Origin of the sequence: Actinomadura montaniterrae (assembly GCF_008923365.1) — a bacterium.
Taxonomy (GTDB): Bacteria; Actinomycetota; Actinomycetes; order Streptosporangiales; family Streptosporangiaceae; genus Spirillospora; species Spirillospora montaniterrae.
In genome coordinates, this window is sequence record NZ_WBMR01000003.1 from 89,741 (window position 1) to 103,563 (window position 13,823).

Sequence of the window (13,823 nt, forward strand, 5' to 3'; positions counted from 1 at the left end):
CGGTCGAGGCGAAACTCCATGAAGACGCTGTTGGGATCAGGGACGTAGCCGGCGAACGGCTCCCGGACGGTGAACCCGTGCCGCGCGTAGAGCCGCCGGGCCGGGGCGAAGAAGTCCTGACTCCCCGGTCTCCAACAGCACCCGCCGGTGCCCGCGCTCGGCGGCGACCCGCAGCAGATGCCGGAGCATGACGGTCCCGACGCCCTTTCCGCGCGCGGCCTGCGCGGTCCGCACGAACTTCAGCTCGACATCTCCGCCGCCAAGGTCCTTGAGTGCACCGCAGCCCAGCAGCTCCGGTCCCTCCCAGGCCGACCAGAACTTGACGGCCGGGTCGCGCAGCTCCCCGAGATCCAGCGCGTGCACCGACTCCGGCGGCGAGGTGGCGTGCATGTCGGCCAGATGCTCCTCCAGCAGCCGATGCACCTCGTACCGGGGTCAGGCCGTCGAGTTCGAAGCGCAGCACCATCCGGACTCCCGTCTCACCCGCCCCAAAATACGGTGCGGTCAACGATCACTGTTTTCTATGATAGTGGACATGTTTCCACTATATGATTCGATCACGGTCAGACTCGGACGGGCCGAGGACGCCGAGAGCGTCCGGACCATCCGCAACGGCGCGATCGAGCACACGACGTCGATCTGGACCACGGTGAAGCAGACGCCTGAGGAGGCGGCGGCGTGGTGGGCCGACCTCCTCGGACGGCGTGCGGCGTTCGTGGCCGACGCCGCCGGCGAGGTGCTCGGGTATGCGTCCTGGTCGCAGTGGCGTCCGAAGGACGGCTACCGGTTCACGGTGGAGAACTCGGTCTACGTCCTCCCCGGGCACCAGGGCAAGGGCATCGGCGGCCGGCTGATGCGGGCGCTGATCGCGGCCGCGCGGGAGTCCGGCGCTCATGTGATGCTGGCCGACATCGAGGCGGAGAACAGCGCCTCGATCGCGCTCCACGCCGGCCTCGGCTTCGAGACCGCGGGGACGCTCCGCGAGATCGGCACCAAGTTCGGCCGCCGGCTGGACCTGACGATCATGAGACTCGGGCTCACCCCATGACGACGGCCCTCGCCACCGGAGCCGTCGCGGGCCTCGGCATCGCTATGCAGGTCGGCGCCGTCGCCGTCTACCTGCTCCTGCTCAGCTCGACGGCGCCGCTCCGGGTCGGCGCCGCCGCAGCCCTCGGGGTCGCGACCGTGGACGGACTGTACAGCGCTCTCGCGGTCGCGGCGGGCAGCGCTGCGAGCCGGATGGTCGAACCGGTCGCCGACCCCCTCCGCTGGACGGCCGCCGCCGTGCTGCTGTGGATCGCCGTGCGCATCGTGACCGGTGCCGTCCGGGAGCGGGACGCCCCGGAGAGCGCGCTCGGCGGCCCCGCCGGAGCGACGTCGCCCGGACGCGCCTACCTGCGGCTCGTCGGGGTCACGGTGCTGAACCCCGGCACCGTCGTGTACTTCTCCGCGATCGTCATCGGCAGCCGCTTCGACGCCTTCGACGCCGTCGACAGGTCCGCCTTCGCCGCCGCCGCCTTCGCGGCGTCCGCGCTGTGGCAGATAGCGGTGGTGGTGACGGGGTCGGCCCTGGGCCGCCTGCTCACCGGATACCGCGGCCGGCTCGCGACGGCCGTGGTCGCCGGGCTGCTCATCGCTGCCCTGGCCGTCCGGACCTCCGTGCAGTAGCGGCGTGCTCAGCGGTCACAGGGACGCGGGTTCTGTCAGGTGAGGAGGGGCCTTCGTCTGCTTGAACTCCAGAATGCCGAGCGGGCCCAGCTCGCGGCCGTAGCCCGATTCCTTCACGCCGCCGAACGGCGCGTCGATGTTGAACCGTCCGCCGTTCACATAGACCTCGCCGCTGTCGAACCGCCGCGCGACGGCGACGGCGACGGCGCGGTCCGGGTCGGCGGGTCGAGAACGGGTCCGAATATTTCTTCCTGGCAATGGTCATCTCGTTCGGGACGCGGTCGAACACGGCCGGCCGGACCTAGTATCCGAGGGGAGCCCGGCCGGCTGTTTCAGGCCACCGGTGAGCAGACGGAGCGGCTTCTCCGACAGCCCCAGCCGAACGTACTCACGGACCTTCTCACGCTGCTCCGGGGAGATGAGCGGTCCCAGGCGGGACCCGGAAAGCGCCGGGCCTCCGAGCGGGACCGCCTCGGCTGGGGATGTCGCCAAGCCTGCCCGAGTATGAACGCTTCACGACCTCACCCCCCGACTGGAAGGCGATCTTCGATCGCAGCCGGCTGCCCGGGTTCCACCTCGCGTGCGGCACGACCGGGAACGGTTTCAAGCTGGCCCCGGTCGCGGGCCGGCTCATGGCCGCCTTCTCGCGCCGCCGGCTTTCGACCGCGACCGCCGGACCGACGTCCTCGGCTGAAGAGCCGCCAGAGGACCCACACGCCCGATCGCGCCCGCGGCCTCCCTCGCCAAGCTTGAAGCATCCAAGAGTAAGCCCCGCGCCACTTGCGCGACCCGCGGCTGTCGCCGCGTTCCATTGCCGCCGCGCACCTTATCTGGGTCAGTTACCTGCACCGCCTGTTCCGCCGGCACGGCACGAGTCTCGCTGCCTGAATCCGGCGGCAACGCCTCGAACGGGCCCACCGCGACCTCGGCGCCCCTGCCATCGCCTGATGCCCGTCCACCAGATCGCGGCGGGGTGGGGGCACCGACCGCGTGAACGGGATCATCAAGAAGGTGTGGACTCGGCATCAAGGACTCGTCCCCCGCCATCGCGAATACTCGCTATCAATATTAACTCGAAAGGGGCGATTCATGGGCTTCGTGAAGCTGGGCTTGTCCGTCGGCATCGCCGCGACCGCGCTCATCGCAGGATTGCAGGCACCGGCGTCGGCCGAAGAATACCTGTGGATCTCAGGTGGGTACGGTCTGTGGCAGGCCGACCCCGAGAGCGGCCGGCCAGGCGATTCCATCAAGGCATGCGACACCTCTTCCGACGGTTGGGCCATTTCCGTCGTCATGACCTGGGGCGATGCCACCGGATACCGGCAGGTGGACACGCGTGGCCACGAGGCGGGCTACTGCTCCGGATGGGCCTCCGGCAACCTCCCGGAAGGAACCTACGTAGACATCTCCGTCGAAGAAATCAAGTCGGACGGCAAGGGCGGGCTGCTGCACCGCAATTGGCAGCTCTTCCGTGACCGAGTGGCCTAGCCGACCGGCGAATCGACCTTTTGAATAGGGGGCAGCCTTCGAGAAACCGCTTTGCACGACCAGACGAAAGCCGTAGCCAGCGGCACTCATGCCGCAACATTCCACGACCTGTGCACGGCCTGCGGCCCCTCCCTCGCGGGGCTCCGCAGCCTGCGCCCGGAGGAAAGGACCGCGCATGTCCACGCTTCTGGAGATGACCCCGCGAGTCGCCGGGACCGACGAGGTCGAACCGGCCGTCGAGTTCGAGAACCGGTGGGAGCGGGACTCGGCCGACAACGCCCAGTGCCCGCTCACCACCTATCTGGGCTACTCGCTGACCTGCTGAGTCATCCGGTCGGCGCGGTGCGGACGGGCGACGGGCTCCACTCGGGATGGCAGAAATGGACAATACGGGTTCCCCGGATTGGTTGGAACGCATCGTCAGGCAGCATGTTGGCACGGGTCATTCGGTGATAGCGGGCCCCGTCTGGCTGGCCGTCCGGCCGGACGGAGCCGTGCTGCCGAAGCACGGCTGGAAGAAGCACGTATCTTCCAGCGCGGCGGACTTTGCCGAGCTACTGGTATGGCTGATGCCGCTCCTGGCAGCCGAAGGCTGTGCCTTCAAGCTGGCACGTTCGCGACGAGTTCTGCACGAGCTGAACGACGGCCATACGTCCCCGGCGATTGTCGGGAAGGCGGTCACCGTCCATCCGGAGCGGCGTGTCCGTGACCTCGGGCTGCGGCTCGCCGCGGAACTGCGCGGCCACCGGGGCCGCGAGTCCTCAGCGATCGGAGGGTTTCGGCGCAGGCCCGGTCTACTACCGGTACGGGTCCTTCGTGCTCCGGCGCGGCCGCACCGCACCCGCGTCCATGGGCGGCCTCGCCCGTGAAGTGGGCGACACATGCGTCGCCCGCACGTGGCCGAACTCGCTCGGTCAATACTGCGGCGCCGCCGGCGTCGGCGATTACCTGCTGAACATCACCATCGCGAAGCGATCCGAGCGCTACCAGGACGCGGCGTCCGACCTGGGCCACTGCCTCCTGCTCCTGAGCTCCGGACCGCAGGCCCACCCCGGATTCTTCACCGCCACCGACACCCCCGACCGCTCGCTCTCCTGGTCCATGGGGCTCTGCGGCGTCCTGAGCTCCTTCAGGCTGGCGCACTGCAGCCCCGGTTGCCTACCGGATCTTCCGGCGATGAGCGCCGGACGCTCGGTTCCGCACCCGTCGCACACACCATGATCCGGCAGCGTGGGGCAGCGCCGTGAACTTCAGCGGCTCGCCGCGGCTCCGGTGGCGTCCGCAAGCCGCTGCAGGACGTCGTCGAGCCGGTCGCCCACGACCAGGTCGTCGGCCGTGGCGTGGTCCATGAAACCCGCGTCCGCGGCACGGCGGATCAGTGCGACGAGCGGGTCCCAGAACCCGCCGATGTCGAGCAGGCCGAGCGGCTTGCCGTGCAGCGCCAGCGTCTGCCACGTCCACACCTCGAACAGCTCCTCAAGCGTGCCGAGCCCGCCGGGAAGCGCGAGGAACGCCTGCGCCCGTTCCGCCATCAGCGCCTTGCGCTCGTGCATGGTGTCCACCATGACGGTCTCCACGCCGGGCTCGCCGTCGACCCGGCCCCATTCCCGCTCCACCATGAACCGCGGGATGACGCCGAAGACGCGGCCGCCGCCATCGATGACACCCTGCGACACTTGTCCCATCAGGCCCGAGCCCCCGCCGCCGTACACCAGCTCGATACCGCGGTCGGCGAGCTCCCGCCCGGCCGCGTACGCCGTCTTGGCGTGGACGGGATCGGAGCCGTCCCGGGCACCGAGGAAGACCGCCAGCCGGGACAGCCCAGGCGCCGCCCCCGCCTGCGGGTTCGGAGCGCCCACGGTGCAGGGGCCGCGGTGCTGGTCTGGGGCGGGGTGAAGGACCGGTTCAGGGTTGCACATGATTCCATTTTAGGAGATATCGTCCACTAAATTGGAACCATTATGTGCCTTGATCGCGGCATGCGTGGTCCAGGGCGAAGCGTCCCTCCGCGGTCGCCATGCTGGTGGAGCGGACCAGTCGCCTCGTCCGGCTGGTCGCGTTGCCCCACGGCATCAAGGCCCACCAGGTACGCCCCCATCTGGTCCAGGCCATCGAGCAGATGCCGCCCACAATGCGAGGATCGCTCACCTGGGACCGGGGCCGGGAAATGGCCGAGCATGCCCAGCTCACCGCCCAGACGAGCATGCCGGTCTACTTCTGCCGCAGACGCAGCCCTTGGCAGCGCGGCACCAACGAAAACACCAACGGATCGCTGCGCCGGTACCTGGGCAAGAGCGCCGATCTCAGGCTCCTTGACCAGAACGACCTGGACCGGATTGCCGCCGAGCTCAACGACCGTCCCCGCAGAATCCACGGTTATCGTGCGCCGAGCGCGGTTTACGCTGACCCTTGCGCCAAGGTCGATGCAACGACCCCCTGAGACCGCCTTTGAAGGCCGTGCAACCGTCTTGGCATAGAAGTTCGCATCCGGTTGGCTTTCAGCCATGCCCCTCGGAGTCCCGTACCGAGACCGATCGCCGGTGTGACCCCAGTGCCCGGGGCTGTTATGACGGGAGTCTGCGTGTGCTCCGGATATCGGGGCGCTCGGCGTACAGGTCGGTGGAGCTGGTGTCGCCGATGGCGATGATGCCGTCGGTGACAGGCCCATAGATGAACGCCGGATCGCTAGAGAAGATAGGGATGCGGCCGAGGATCTTGCCGGTCCGGCCGTCGAAGACAACGAGATGGAAGACGCCGGTGTCGTTAGCGGACATGATATAGATCCGGCCGTCGGCCACGGCGAGGCTGTCGGCGAGCTGGGGGAGGTGGCCGGATTCGGGGATCGGCCTGCGCCACAGCTCCGCGCCGGTGGCCGGATCGAAGCCACAGATGGCGTTGTCCTTCTTATCCTCGCAGGAGCTGACCTGGAGCCCCCCGCCCATAGCGAGCGCGTACTGGTCCTTCCACCGCTGCTTGGCGACGATACGGCCGGTCGCCGGGTCCAGGAGGTCGGTCGTGTCACCCTCCGCCACGGCCAGCCGGCCGCCGACAACCCCCAAGGCATCGACCACGTCGCCGGGTTGCGACACCGGTGAGAGGGTTAGGGTCCATCGCATGGCTCCGGTCGCCGGGTCGAACCCGAACACTGCCTTGTCCGGCGCGTCATAGTCCTCACAAGCGACGGCGAGGGTACCCGGCACGACAGCTACAGGGGGGCCGCCCTGGTCCGGACAGGAGCGGGGCCACTTCTTCGTCCAGCGGACCTTGCCGGTCGCACGGGAGATCCCGGCCATTCCATGGCTGCCGAGCAATACCAGCGTCGTCGCGTCGGCGTCCGGCACGACGGAGTTTTTATTGCCGATGTCGTCAGATACCTTCCGAGACCATTGGATCTTGCCCGAACGAACGTTGATCTTCACCAGTTCACCGCTCGTCGATTCAAGGAAGACATCGCCTGTCGAACGATCGATGCCCGTCGGCCACCACATGCTCTTGGTGTAGCGCCAGTAGACCCTGCCCGTGACGATGTTGACGGCCCGCACATCATCACCAGCGGGCATGATCGCGAGCCCGCCGTAGATCACCGTGCGCTCGGAGAGGGGAACATGGACGGTGGCCACCCGTTGCGCCGAGTGCACGGGTGGCTGCGTCCCCACCGGCTGGGGGAACCGCCCGTACGGCCCCCGCATACCGTCATCGAACACCGCCCAGAGGCGAGGCACACCCCAGGACGCCAGGACGACAGCAATCAATGCCGCCACGACCACCCGCAGCCGCCACCAACGTCCCCTCCGCCGGACCGCCGGTTCATCGGCCGTCCACGACATGACGGTCTCCACCCGCGGCGTGGTGGAGGACGGGCGGGTATGCGGCTCGCTGTCGTCGGTCATCCGTGATCCAGTCTCCGTGGTGAGCTTTGGGATAAATCAGGTCGAAGCCAGCGAAGATCTTAGACGTCTCCCCTGTTCGCGGAGGTTCCGACCCGAGACGGGTCGAAATCACCGGAAGGACGCCCGGCGTTCAAAATTCGATCCGAAGCGACGGCGCCTCGACAAACACCCCCCATAGACAGCCCACCTGCTCATCAGCACGGGGCGGAGTTCCAGTCGGCGCTCCACTGGCACGCGCTCGACAAGGGCATCACCCACACATACATCAAACCGCGAACACCGCGGCTGAACGGCAAAATCGAGCGCTCACACCACATTGACGCCGAGTAGTTCTCCCGAATGCTCGACGGTGTCGTCATCGACACCGCCGCGGTCTTCAACGACAAACTCCGCGAGTGGGAGGACTACTACAACTACGATCGGCCCCATGGCACCCTCGGTGGCGAGACCCCTCTACGAACACCTCAAGCAGAGGACCCAGGCCCAGGCGTAAACGATCACCGTCGGTCGCACACGCATGACCTGCGAGGAATCTATGAGACGGCCACCAGGGATCTACCGGTTGCGGTGAGCCCGGCGCGCTAGCTGATCTTCCGCCAACGAGCTGGGGCAGCCCGACGGCGGGCCAAGCCCACAGGCCGGACGTACTTGACCGTCACCACCGCCCGAGTGTTCAGCAACCTCGGGTGACCTTATATGCAGCGCCCTTTTGATCACTAAGCCAGAAGCGGTGCTTTCCTTTCGTACCGCCATTAGTGACCATGCATTTTACAACTATCTGGCTATTCTTTGACTTAATCCAAATCGCGCCTGCAACCTTCCCCGAGCAGTGGTTGTTGAAATAAACCGTGACGGAATCATGATAGCCACTCCCCCACGAGTAGTTGACCCGATTGCTCTTTGGTGTGGAGCACTGGAGGTGCGCTCGGATGGTGGAGGCCTCCGCCGAGGGCGCGATGACGAAGGTGGCCATGGCTGCGGCCGCGACACCGGTTGCGGCGAGTCCGCGGATGAGTTTTACCTGTTTCACGCCAAGCATCCTCTTTCGGTGCGACGAGTGTGTCGGTAGAGACAGTCCGAGTTTGGGTTGAGCGGCAACCGCCCGCCTTGACGGCGTCGTCCAGGCCCTCGCCCTTCAGCAACCTCCACCGATGCCCTACCGGGGATCTACGAGACGGCCACCGGGGATCTACCGGGAGTGGTGGGCCCTGGCGCGGTACCTGATCTTCCCGCAACCGAGCTTGTGCCGGCCCCCCTGCGGCCCAACTTGATCGGCTTGTACTCAAGCGCGCCGGGATGGGGATCGATGCCGTCACAGAACCTCTCGGAGCCAGAACGGACCCTGCCCGGACCGAGCGCGGTCGCGCCGCAGCTTAGCGGCGGCCCCCGACCGGTCCGTTGAAACTATGACAGCACTTCTCACCCAAGTCGTCGTGCCCTAGCGGTAGGCCCGCGAGGAGGAATCGGTACAGGAATTAGCGGCAGGGCCGCCGACCTGCGCCCACGCCACCTCCCAGAGCGGCAGTGCACCGATTCTGCCTGGTCCGCCGTCCACCTCAGCACAGGTCAGCGACTCTGCCGCTAACCACCGTTCCGATCCTCCCCACGGGCCGATACCGCGTCCCGCACCTCGGCCAGCACCGCCTCGACCTCGTCCGACAACCGACGCCCGCCCCGACCACCACTCGAAGGGCCAGGCAGCAAGTCCAAGGCGACCCCCGCGCCCTGCCGCAACCGCCGCAGCAGGGCGCACGCCTGCCGCCGCGAGATCCCCAGCTCGGCCGCCGCCACGTCCGCGGCCGCCGCCCCCCCGCCGGCACCCCGGCGGCCAACGGCCGATCACCTGGGCCCGCCGAACCGCCACAGCCCAGACCTCGTCCGAAGCGGTCAGCACACCCCGTTCGACAACCGTGCCCGCTCGCCGTCCATGCCGCGACCTCGCCGCCGTGCACACCAGTACGGAACCAGGCGGACGGTAGCGCACAGCAGTACGGACACCCCGCTGCTTCACAGACCTCTACATAGATCCCGAAACCCCAGCACAACCGTGCACACGACTTCGGAAATCGAAAGCAGGCAGACCTGGAGCGGGTGTTCTTCCTCGATGACGAGGACCGCGCGCTGCTTGACCGCCGTCGCGGCGAGCACATAAAACTCGGGTTCAGCCTGCCCAAGACATGACCCGGCTCAGCTCGTTCGTGCGCAAACACCTCGGCGTGCACGGCGCGTACAACTTCCTCCTACCGGATCTGGCCCCGGCGCCGTCCGCGACCTGGGCGACCCCGACGCACCCGACGACGACGAGGAATGAGACCCCATGACTACGCGGGCTCGGCGTATTCGGCCACGTATGCCGCGTAGTTCTCCGCGATGCTGGCTCGGCCGGCCTCTGCGGTGAGGTGGTCGGCCGGGGAGGCAGTCGGCACCTGCCGCCCGTCGGCGGAAGACATGGGTAGTTCGATCCGGCGCGCCAGTTCAGCGACCCTTAAAGTAGAAATTGATCTTGAAGTGGTTCCGCTCAGCCCAGTTCGTCTCCGGCGAGGTGGAGTAGGACGTTGATCAGGCGGGCGTTGAGGGGGAGATTCTCGGCGAGGTAGTCCGGGGTTCGGACATCCCAGGCGGTGGTCTGGAGGGCGATGTCTTGAGCGCGGGGCTCGTCCTGGGTGATGAGCGCTAGGGCGAGGTCCAGAGTGGGGCTCGGCCCGTCCAAGGTGGCTCGGAAATCGGTGAACTGCTTGAGGTGCGTCGTGGCTGCCGACGGGTTGAGCGTGGCCAGAAGGAGTAGCTGGGCTTTGTGGGCTTGCGGCGATAACTGCCACAGGGCCAGCAGGCCGGGGACAGCATCGGCAACGGCCCGGGTCGTCAGGGCCCCCGGGCTGTCGGAATCGGCCTCGGAGAGTGCCCAGGCGTTCTGGGAGGCGATGTAGAGCAGGTGCCGAAGGAGTTCGAGACGGCGTTCGGGGAGGAGGCTCGACGAGAGTGCGATCTGCACGAGGAACGGAATGGTGCGCTCCGTTGCCGAATACACGTCGCCCTGGTGCACGATGGCGCTGAAGTACTCATGCACGGCGCCTGACCAGCCCTCATCGTTGGCAGCCAGCGCTCGAAGGATGTCGGGCGTGTCGCCTGCAGAGCCGTATGCGTGGTCAAGGGAGGACCAGTCGACGTCGTCCAGTCCGGTGAGCGTGATCGGTTCTCCCTCGCCTGACAGCGATGAGGGTCCTTGGTCCAGCAGCCGCACAACCACGGCGCTCTGGGCCCGGGGCGGGGTGTGAACGAAGGACGCCATGCGGAACTCCCTCACGTCCTCTATCGTCCGGTCGACGAGCAGCCCGTCGAGGGAGCCGAGTTCCGGCGGACTCGGATGGCGGACACCGTAGGCGTCCTTCAGCCGCGCAACGAACCGGTGCTCCTCGGCTGTCCACCACTCGATGTCGTCGTCGGGATATGGCCCGTCGTCCCACGCCAGGACACGCCAGCCTGGTTCATCACCCCAGCGGCCGCGGTAGGTGCAAGGGGTGAGCAAGACCTGGGTGTAGCCCCGCTCGATAAAGACCTCCGCGATTCGCCGAGCCGTCGGCTCGTCCGCGACTGCGACGTCAGCGGCTTCGCTCCACCGCTCGAGAACCTGCGCGAAGTCGGTCACGTTGCAGCATTCTAGGCAAGGCCGGACCAGGCCTCAGTCTCACGGCCGCGCAGTCGTTACGCCTCATCTTGGCACTGCGCACCCGCCGCGTCCCAACCCGAAGTAGGTCTTGATCGCGCTCTGAGTCTTGTGGGATGGGCGTCGGGATTAGAACTTGGGCTCAAGGGATCAGCGCATCTCCAATAATGATCTCGGTCATTGTGGGAGGTGGTGCGGGACCACGGGTTCTCGGCTGTGCAGCAGGATGAACTGTGGCGGCTATGGAAGGAGAGCGAGGGCGCGTCGCTCGGATTTATCGCGCGGAGTCTGGATGGCGAGCTCCAGCACGTGCGGCGTTTTCTTGGCCAGACCGGTGGCCTGAGGGGGTCACCGCCGCGGCGCTCGCCGCACCACCTCACCTCCGGGGAGCGTGAGGAGATCTCCCGTGGGATCGCCTCAGGCCTGTCCGCTCGGGCGATCGCTGGACAGCCGCGCCGGCCCGCTTCGGCGGCGTCTCGGGAGATTCAGCGCAATGGTGGCCGTGAGGCCTATCGCGCGCATGAAGCCGATGTGGCCGCACTGCTGCGCAGCCACCGTCCCAAGAAGGCGAAGCTGGCTAGCGCGCGCCCTGCGCGCCCTGGTCGAGGAGATGCTCAACCAACGCTGGTCTCCTGTGCACATCGCTGGTCGCCTGGAGCTGCTGCCGTCCGCCGCCGGGTTCGACGGGGAGCCGGTTCAGGTGCTCGTCGAGCGCGTCGGCGCCCCCCAGGGTGTCGGCGTCATGCAACCACCGGGCTCCGGGCAACCGCGGACGCACCACGCGGCTGCCGGTCGCCACCACAGCCGCTCGTAGCCCAACGTGGCCCGTGCGCACAGGTAGACGCCCTCAGGCAGCGAATCGTAGGCGGCCAAGATCCGGGCCTTGTAGGCCTTGGTGAACGTCCGAGTACGGCGTGGCCAGCACCTCGATGCCGGATCTCTCGCTGCCATGATGCGAGCACTCCCTCTCGGCCGCCGCTTCCGGTGGTTCCTCGTCCACCGCGGTCCTGAACGGCGGTCCCGAAGTGGCGCGGTCGTTCAATTGATCAATAGGTGACGCCTTCCTTTCCAGACGATGAACACCTCCCGGAAGTGCCGAAGCAGATGTACGGCGGGGCACATAATGTTAGCGATGCTCGGTCTCGCATACCCTGCAGCATCCAAGACTTGAAGCGCCGTCAACCGAAAGCCAATTATGGGCAGATTCAAGCGGCCGAGCATCCGGTGCCGCCCAAATAGAGGAGGTTCATGAGCGACGAGAACGATGAAGTGTACGTACTCTTCTTTGGCGTTAGCCTGGTGATCGTCCTCTTCGGCGCGCTGTGCAGTTTTCTGATCTGGTTGTCGGGGCAGATGTCCGCCTTGCTCACAGGCGGCGGCTGGCCCGACTCCAGCCCGAAGGACTGCCTGGAAATCGCCTTCCATTTCGTCCGGCATCCCGGCGATCCGAGCTCCTCCTGGCCGCCGCGGCAGAGTTGGGGCCCGCCCCGGCCTTCTACGCCCTGCTGCTCGCGTTTCTGGCGTCGATGGTGATCGGGGTTTACTTCTCGATGCGGCTGCTGCTGAACCTGCGGCGCCACCGGCCGGTCCGGCGGCTGCGGCTGGGCTTCGCGTCCGGCTGGGAGGTCCGCAGGCTGCTGAGCACCCGGACCGTCCTGGGCAAGGCCGCAAAGGTCCGGCCGTCCACCGCGAACCGACCGGCGAATACGGTGAGACCGGAGGAAGTCGGCTTCTACATCGGCAGGGACATCAGATCCCGGCGGAAACTGTATATGTCCTTGGAAGACGTGATGATCGTCGTCGCGGCGCCGCGGCAGGGAAAGGACTTGCACTTCGTCACGCCTCTCACAATTGACGCGCCAGGTCCCTGCATCGTCACCTCCACCCGGCGAGACACGTTCCTCAACACCGCCATGGTGCGGGCGCAGTACGGCGAAGTGCATGTCTTCGACCCGAGCGACCTCACCGGATGGCCGAATCGTCTGCGCTGGTCCTTCCTGGGGGGATGCGAGGACCCGAATGTATGCGCGGTCAGATCCGGCACGCTCGTCGCTGCGAGCGGTCTGCAGATGGGAATGGAGGGCGCCAATGCGCTCGCCGGCGTTACGACCATCATCCGCTGCCTGCTGCACGCGGGCGCGATCGGCGGGCTCACCATTCGCGACGTGATGGGCTGGGTCTACGAGGCGAGCGGTGACGAGCCGGTGGGTATCTTGCGATGGGGGGAACGCGAAGGCAGGGCCGCCCCTGGATATTCGTCGCAACTAGAGTTCAACGCGCGAAATGAGCGGCTCTGGTCCGGTGTGATGCAGGTCATGAGCTGTTTCTCGAACGAGCGGGTACTGTCCGATCTTTCACCGCCGCCCGGCACGGGCTTCAATTTTCAGGAGTTCCTCAAGGGCCGCAATACCCTGTACATCGTCGGTAGGCAGCAGAAGGAGCATGGCGGGATCGCGCCGATCGTCACCACGATGATCGAGCAGTTCTTCCGGTCCGCGCGTGGAAGCGCGATGAAGCAACCGACTGGACGCCTCGACCCGCCCCTCACCTTCGAGTTGAACCACGTGACCAACATCTGCCCGTTGGACAGCCTGCCCACGTACATGGGCGAATCGGGTGGTTATGGCATCACCGTGCACGGCTACCTGGCGTCCTTGGCGGACGCCCGTGCCAAATGGGGCTCGGACGGGGCGGCGCGCTTGTGGGACAACGCCACAGTCCGTGTCATTTCGGGAGGTACCGGAACCGCCAAGGATCTCGCCGAACTTTCCGACCTCATGGGCAGGCACAATGGAAAGCGTGCGCTGGAACCCGAGGAGCTTCGGACCATGCCCTTCGGTCGCGCAGCCGTCATCGCAGGCACGGCTCGTTCCGTCGAGATACGGCTCACCCCATGGTGGAAACGTGTTGACCGTGACGACATCGCCAGGGGCAGACAGGCTCTGGAGGCAATGATCCGCGAGCACGCGACGAGCCATCCGGCCGCTACCGCTGCCGACACGACCCCCTCGGATGAAGAGGAGCCCTGGCCCGCACTATGACATCACGACCACCCTTTCCGGGCTCCGCTCACGCACAGGATGCTGTCGGGCACCGTCACGACCGCCTCGGCG

The 13,823-nt window shown here is 66.9% G+C and carries 16 protein-coding genes and 3 pseudogenes; 13 read left to right on the forward strand and 6 right to left on the reverse strand.

Annotation, left to right across the window (positions count from 1 at the left end):
- Positions 1-36 precede the first annotated feature (36 nt).
- Positions 37-423 carry a GNAT family N-acetyltransferase gene (locus tag F9B16_RS02505; protein WP_225991283.1) on the reverse strand — a complete coding sequence of 129 codons (387 nt, stop codon included), beginning with the start codon at positions 421-423 and terminating at the stop codon, positions 37-39.
- A gap of 112 nt (positions 424-535) precedes the next feature.
- Between F9B16_RS02505 and F9B16_RS02510 the strand changes: the two genes are divergently transcribed.
- Positions 536-1,048 (forward strand): GNAT family N-acetyltransferase, encoded by a 513-nt coding sequence (locus F9B16_RS02510; RefSeq protein ID WP_151538158.1) that lies wholly within the window; start codon positions 536-538, stop codon positions 1,046-1,048.
- On the forward strand, positions 1,045-1,668 hold the full coding sequence (locus F9B16_RS02515) for a LysE family transporter (RefSeq protein ID WP_151538159.1): 624 nt from the start codon (positions 1,045-1,047) through the stop codon (positions 1,666-1,668). Before F9B16_RS02510 ends, F9B16_RS02515 begins: the two co-directional genes overlap by 4 nt.
- A 15-nt stretch (positions 1,669-1,683) precedes the next feature.
- Here F9B16_RS02515 and F9B16_RS02520 read toward each other — a convergent pair whose 3' ends face one another.
- Positions 1,684-1,926, reverse strand: coding sequence for an aldehyde dehydrogenase family protein (locus F9B16_RS02520; protein ID WP_225991284.1), 243 nt, complete (start codon positions 1,924-1,926; stop codon positions 1,684-1,686).
- 831 nt (positions 1,927-2,757) lie between these two features.
- Here F9B16_RS02520 and F9B16_RS02525 point away from each other — a divergent pair.
- The 4 genes from F9B16_RS02525 to F9B16_RS02530 all read left to right on the forward strand — a co-directional run bounded on the left by F9B16_RS02525 (position 2,758) and on the right by F9B16_RS02530 (position 4,377).
- Positions 2,758-3,156, forward strand: coding sequence for a hypothetical protein (locus F9B16_RS02525; protein WP_192808579.1), 399 nt, complete (start codon positions 2,758-2,760; stop codon positions 3,154-3,156).
- A 175-nt stretch (positions 3,157-3,331) separates the two neighbouring features.
- A complete protein-coding gene (locus F9B16_RS50625; RefSeq protein WP_192808580.1) occupies positions 3,332-3,481 on the forward strand; it encodes a hypothetical protein in 150 nt (49 codons plus the stop codon).
- A gap of 55 nt (positions 3,482-3,536) precedes the next feature.
- Complete coding sequence (locus F9B16_RS54340) at positions 3,537-4,025, forward strand: class III lanthionine synthetase LanKC N-terminal domain-containing protein (protein WP_449698043.1); 489 nt, start codon at positions 3,537-3,539, stop codon at positions 4,023-4,025.
- The gene (locus F9B16_RS02530; protein WP_151538160.1) at positions 3,973-4,377 is read left to right on the forward strand and encodes a glycoside hydrolase family protein; all 405 of its coding nucleotides are present in this window, start codon (positions 3,973-3,975) and stop codon (positions 4,375-4,377) included. Before F9B16_RS54340 ends, F9B16_RS02530 begins: the two co-directional genes overlap by 53 nt.
- A gap of 29 nt (positions 4,378-4,406) precedes the next feature.
- Here F9B16_RS02530 and F9B16_RS02535 read toward each other — a convergent pair whose 3' ends face one another.
- A complete protein-coding gene (locus F9B16_RS02535) occupies positions 4,407-5,075 on the reverse strand; it encodes an LOG family protein (RefSeq protein WP_151538161.1) in 669 nt (222 codons plus the stop codon).
- A gap of 80 nt (positions 5,076-5,155) precedes the next feature.
- Between F9B16_RS02535 and F9B16_RS02540 the strand changes: the two are divergent.
- Positions 5,156-5,596: pseudogene (locus F9B16_RS02540) on the forward strand (IS30 family transposase); the annotation flags it as partial.
- A gap of 124 nt (positions 5,597-5,720) precedes the next feature.
- On the opposite strand, the gene F9B16_RS02545 reads toward F9B16_RS02540, so the two are convergent.
- Positions 5,721-7,046 (reverse strand): outer membrane protein assembly factor BamB family protein, encoded by a 1,326-nt coding sequence (locus F9B16_RS02545; RefSeq protein ID WP_151538163.1) that lies wholly within the window; start codon positions 7,044-7,046, stop codon positions 5,721-5,723.
- Between the two features lie 198 nt (positions 7,047-7,244).
- Here F9B16_RS02545 and F9B16_RS54005 point away from each other — a divergent pair.
- Both F9B16_RS54005 and F9B16_RS54010 read left to right on the forward strand, forming a co-directional pair.
- A pseudogene (locus tag F9B16_RS54005) lies at positions 7,245-7,368 on the forward strand (IS481 family transposase); the annotation flags it as partial.
- A gap of 17 nt (positions 7,369-7,385) precedes the next feature.
- Complete coding sequence (locus F9B16_RS54010) at positions 7,386-7,631, forward strand: integrase core domain-containing protein (protein ID WP_225991285.1); 246 nt, start codon at positions 7,386-7,388, stop codon at positions 7,629-7,631.
- 88 nt (positions 7,632-7,719) lie between these two features.
- Here F9B16_RS54010 and F9B16_RS02555 read toward each other — a convergent pair whose 3' ends face one another.
- Positions 7,720-8,076 carry a hypothetical protein gene (locus F9B16_RS02555; RefSeq protein ID WP_151538164.1) on the reverse strand — a complete coding sequence of 119 codons (357 nt, stop codon included), beginning with the start codon at positions 8,074-8,076 and terminating at the stop codon, positions 7,720-7,722.
- Between the two features lie 995 nt (positions 8,077-9,071).
- Here F9B16_RS02555 and F9B16_RS54015 point away from each other — a divergent pair.
- Complete coding sequence (locus tag F9B16_RS54015; protein ID WP_151538223.1) at positions 9,072-9,227, forward strand: DUF4158 domain-containing protein; 156 nt, start codon at positions 9,072-9,074, stop codon at positions 9,225-9,227.
- Positions 9,228-9,564: 337 nt separating this feature from the next.
- On the opposite strand, the gene F9B16_RS02570 is transcribed toward F9B16_RS54015, so the two are convergent.
- Positions 9,565-10,692: a hypothetical protein gene (locus F9B16_RS02570; RefSeq protein WP_151538166.1), complete on the reverse strand. Its 1,128-nt coding sequence runs from the start codon at positions 10,690-10,692 to the stop codon at positions 9,565-9,567.
- A 210-nt stretch (positions 10,693-10,902) separates the two neighbouring features.
- Between F9B16_RS02570 and F9B16_RS54345 the strand changes: the two are divergent.
- From F9B16_RS54345 to F9B16_RS02590, 3 genes and pseudogenes are all read left to right on the forward strand, one after another.
- Positions 10,903-11,374, forward strand: a pseudogene (locus F9B16_RS54345) (helix-turn-helix domain-containing protein); the annotation flags it as partial.
- 584 nt (positions 11,375-11,958) lie between these two features.
- Entirely contained in the window at positions 11,959-12,243 is a 285-nt protein-coding gene (locus F9B16_RS02585) for a hypothetical protein (protein ID WP_151538168.1), read from the forward strand.
- Positions 12,244-12,260: 17 nt separating this feature from the next.
- The gene (locus F9B16_RS02590; RefSeq protein ID WP_192808582.1) at positions 12,261-13,751 is read left to right on the forward strand and encodes a type IV secretory system conjugative DNA transfer family protein; all 1,491 of its coding nucleotides are present in this window, start codon (positions 12,261-12,263) and stop codon (positions 13,749-13,751) included.
- Positions 13,752-13,823: the final 72 nt, after the last annotated feature.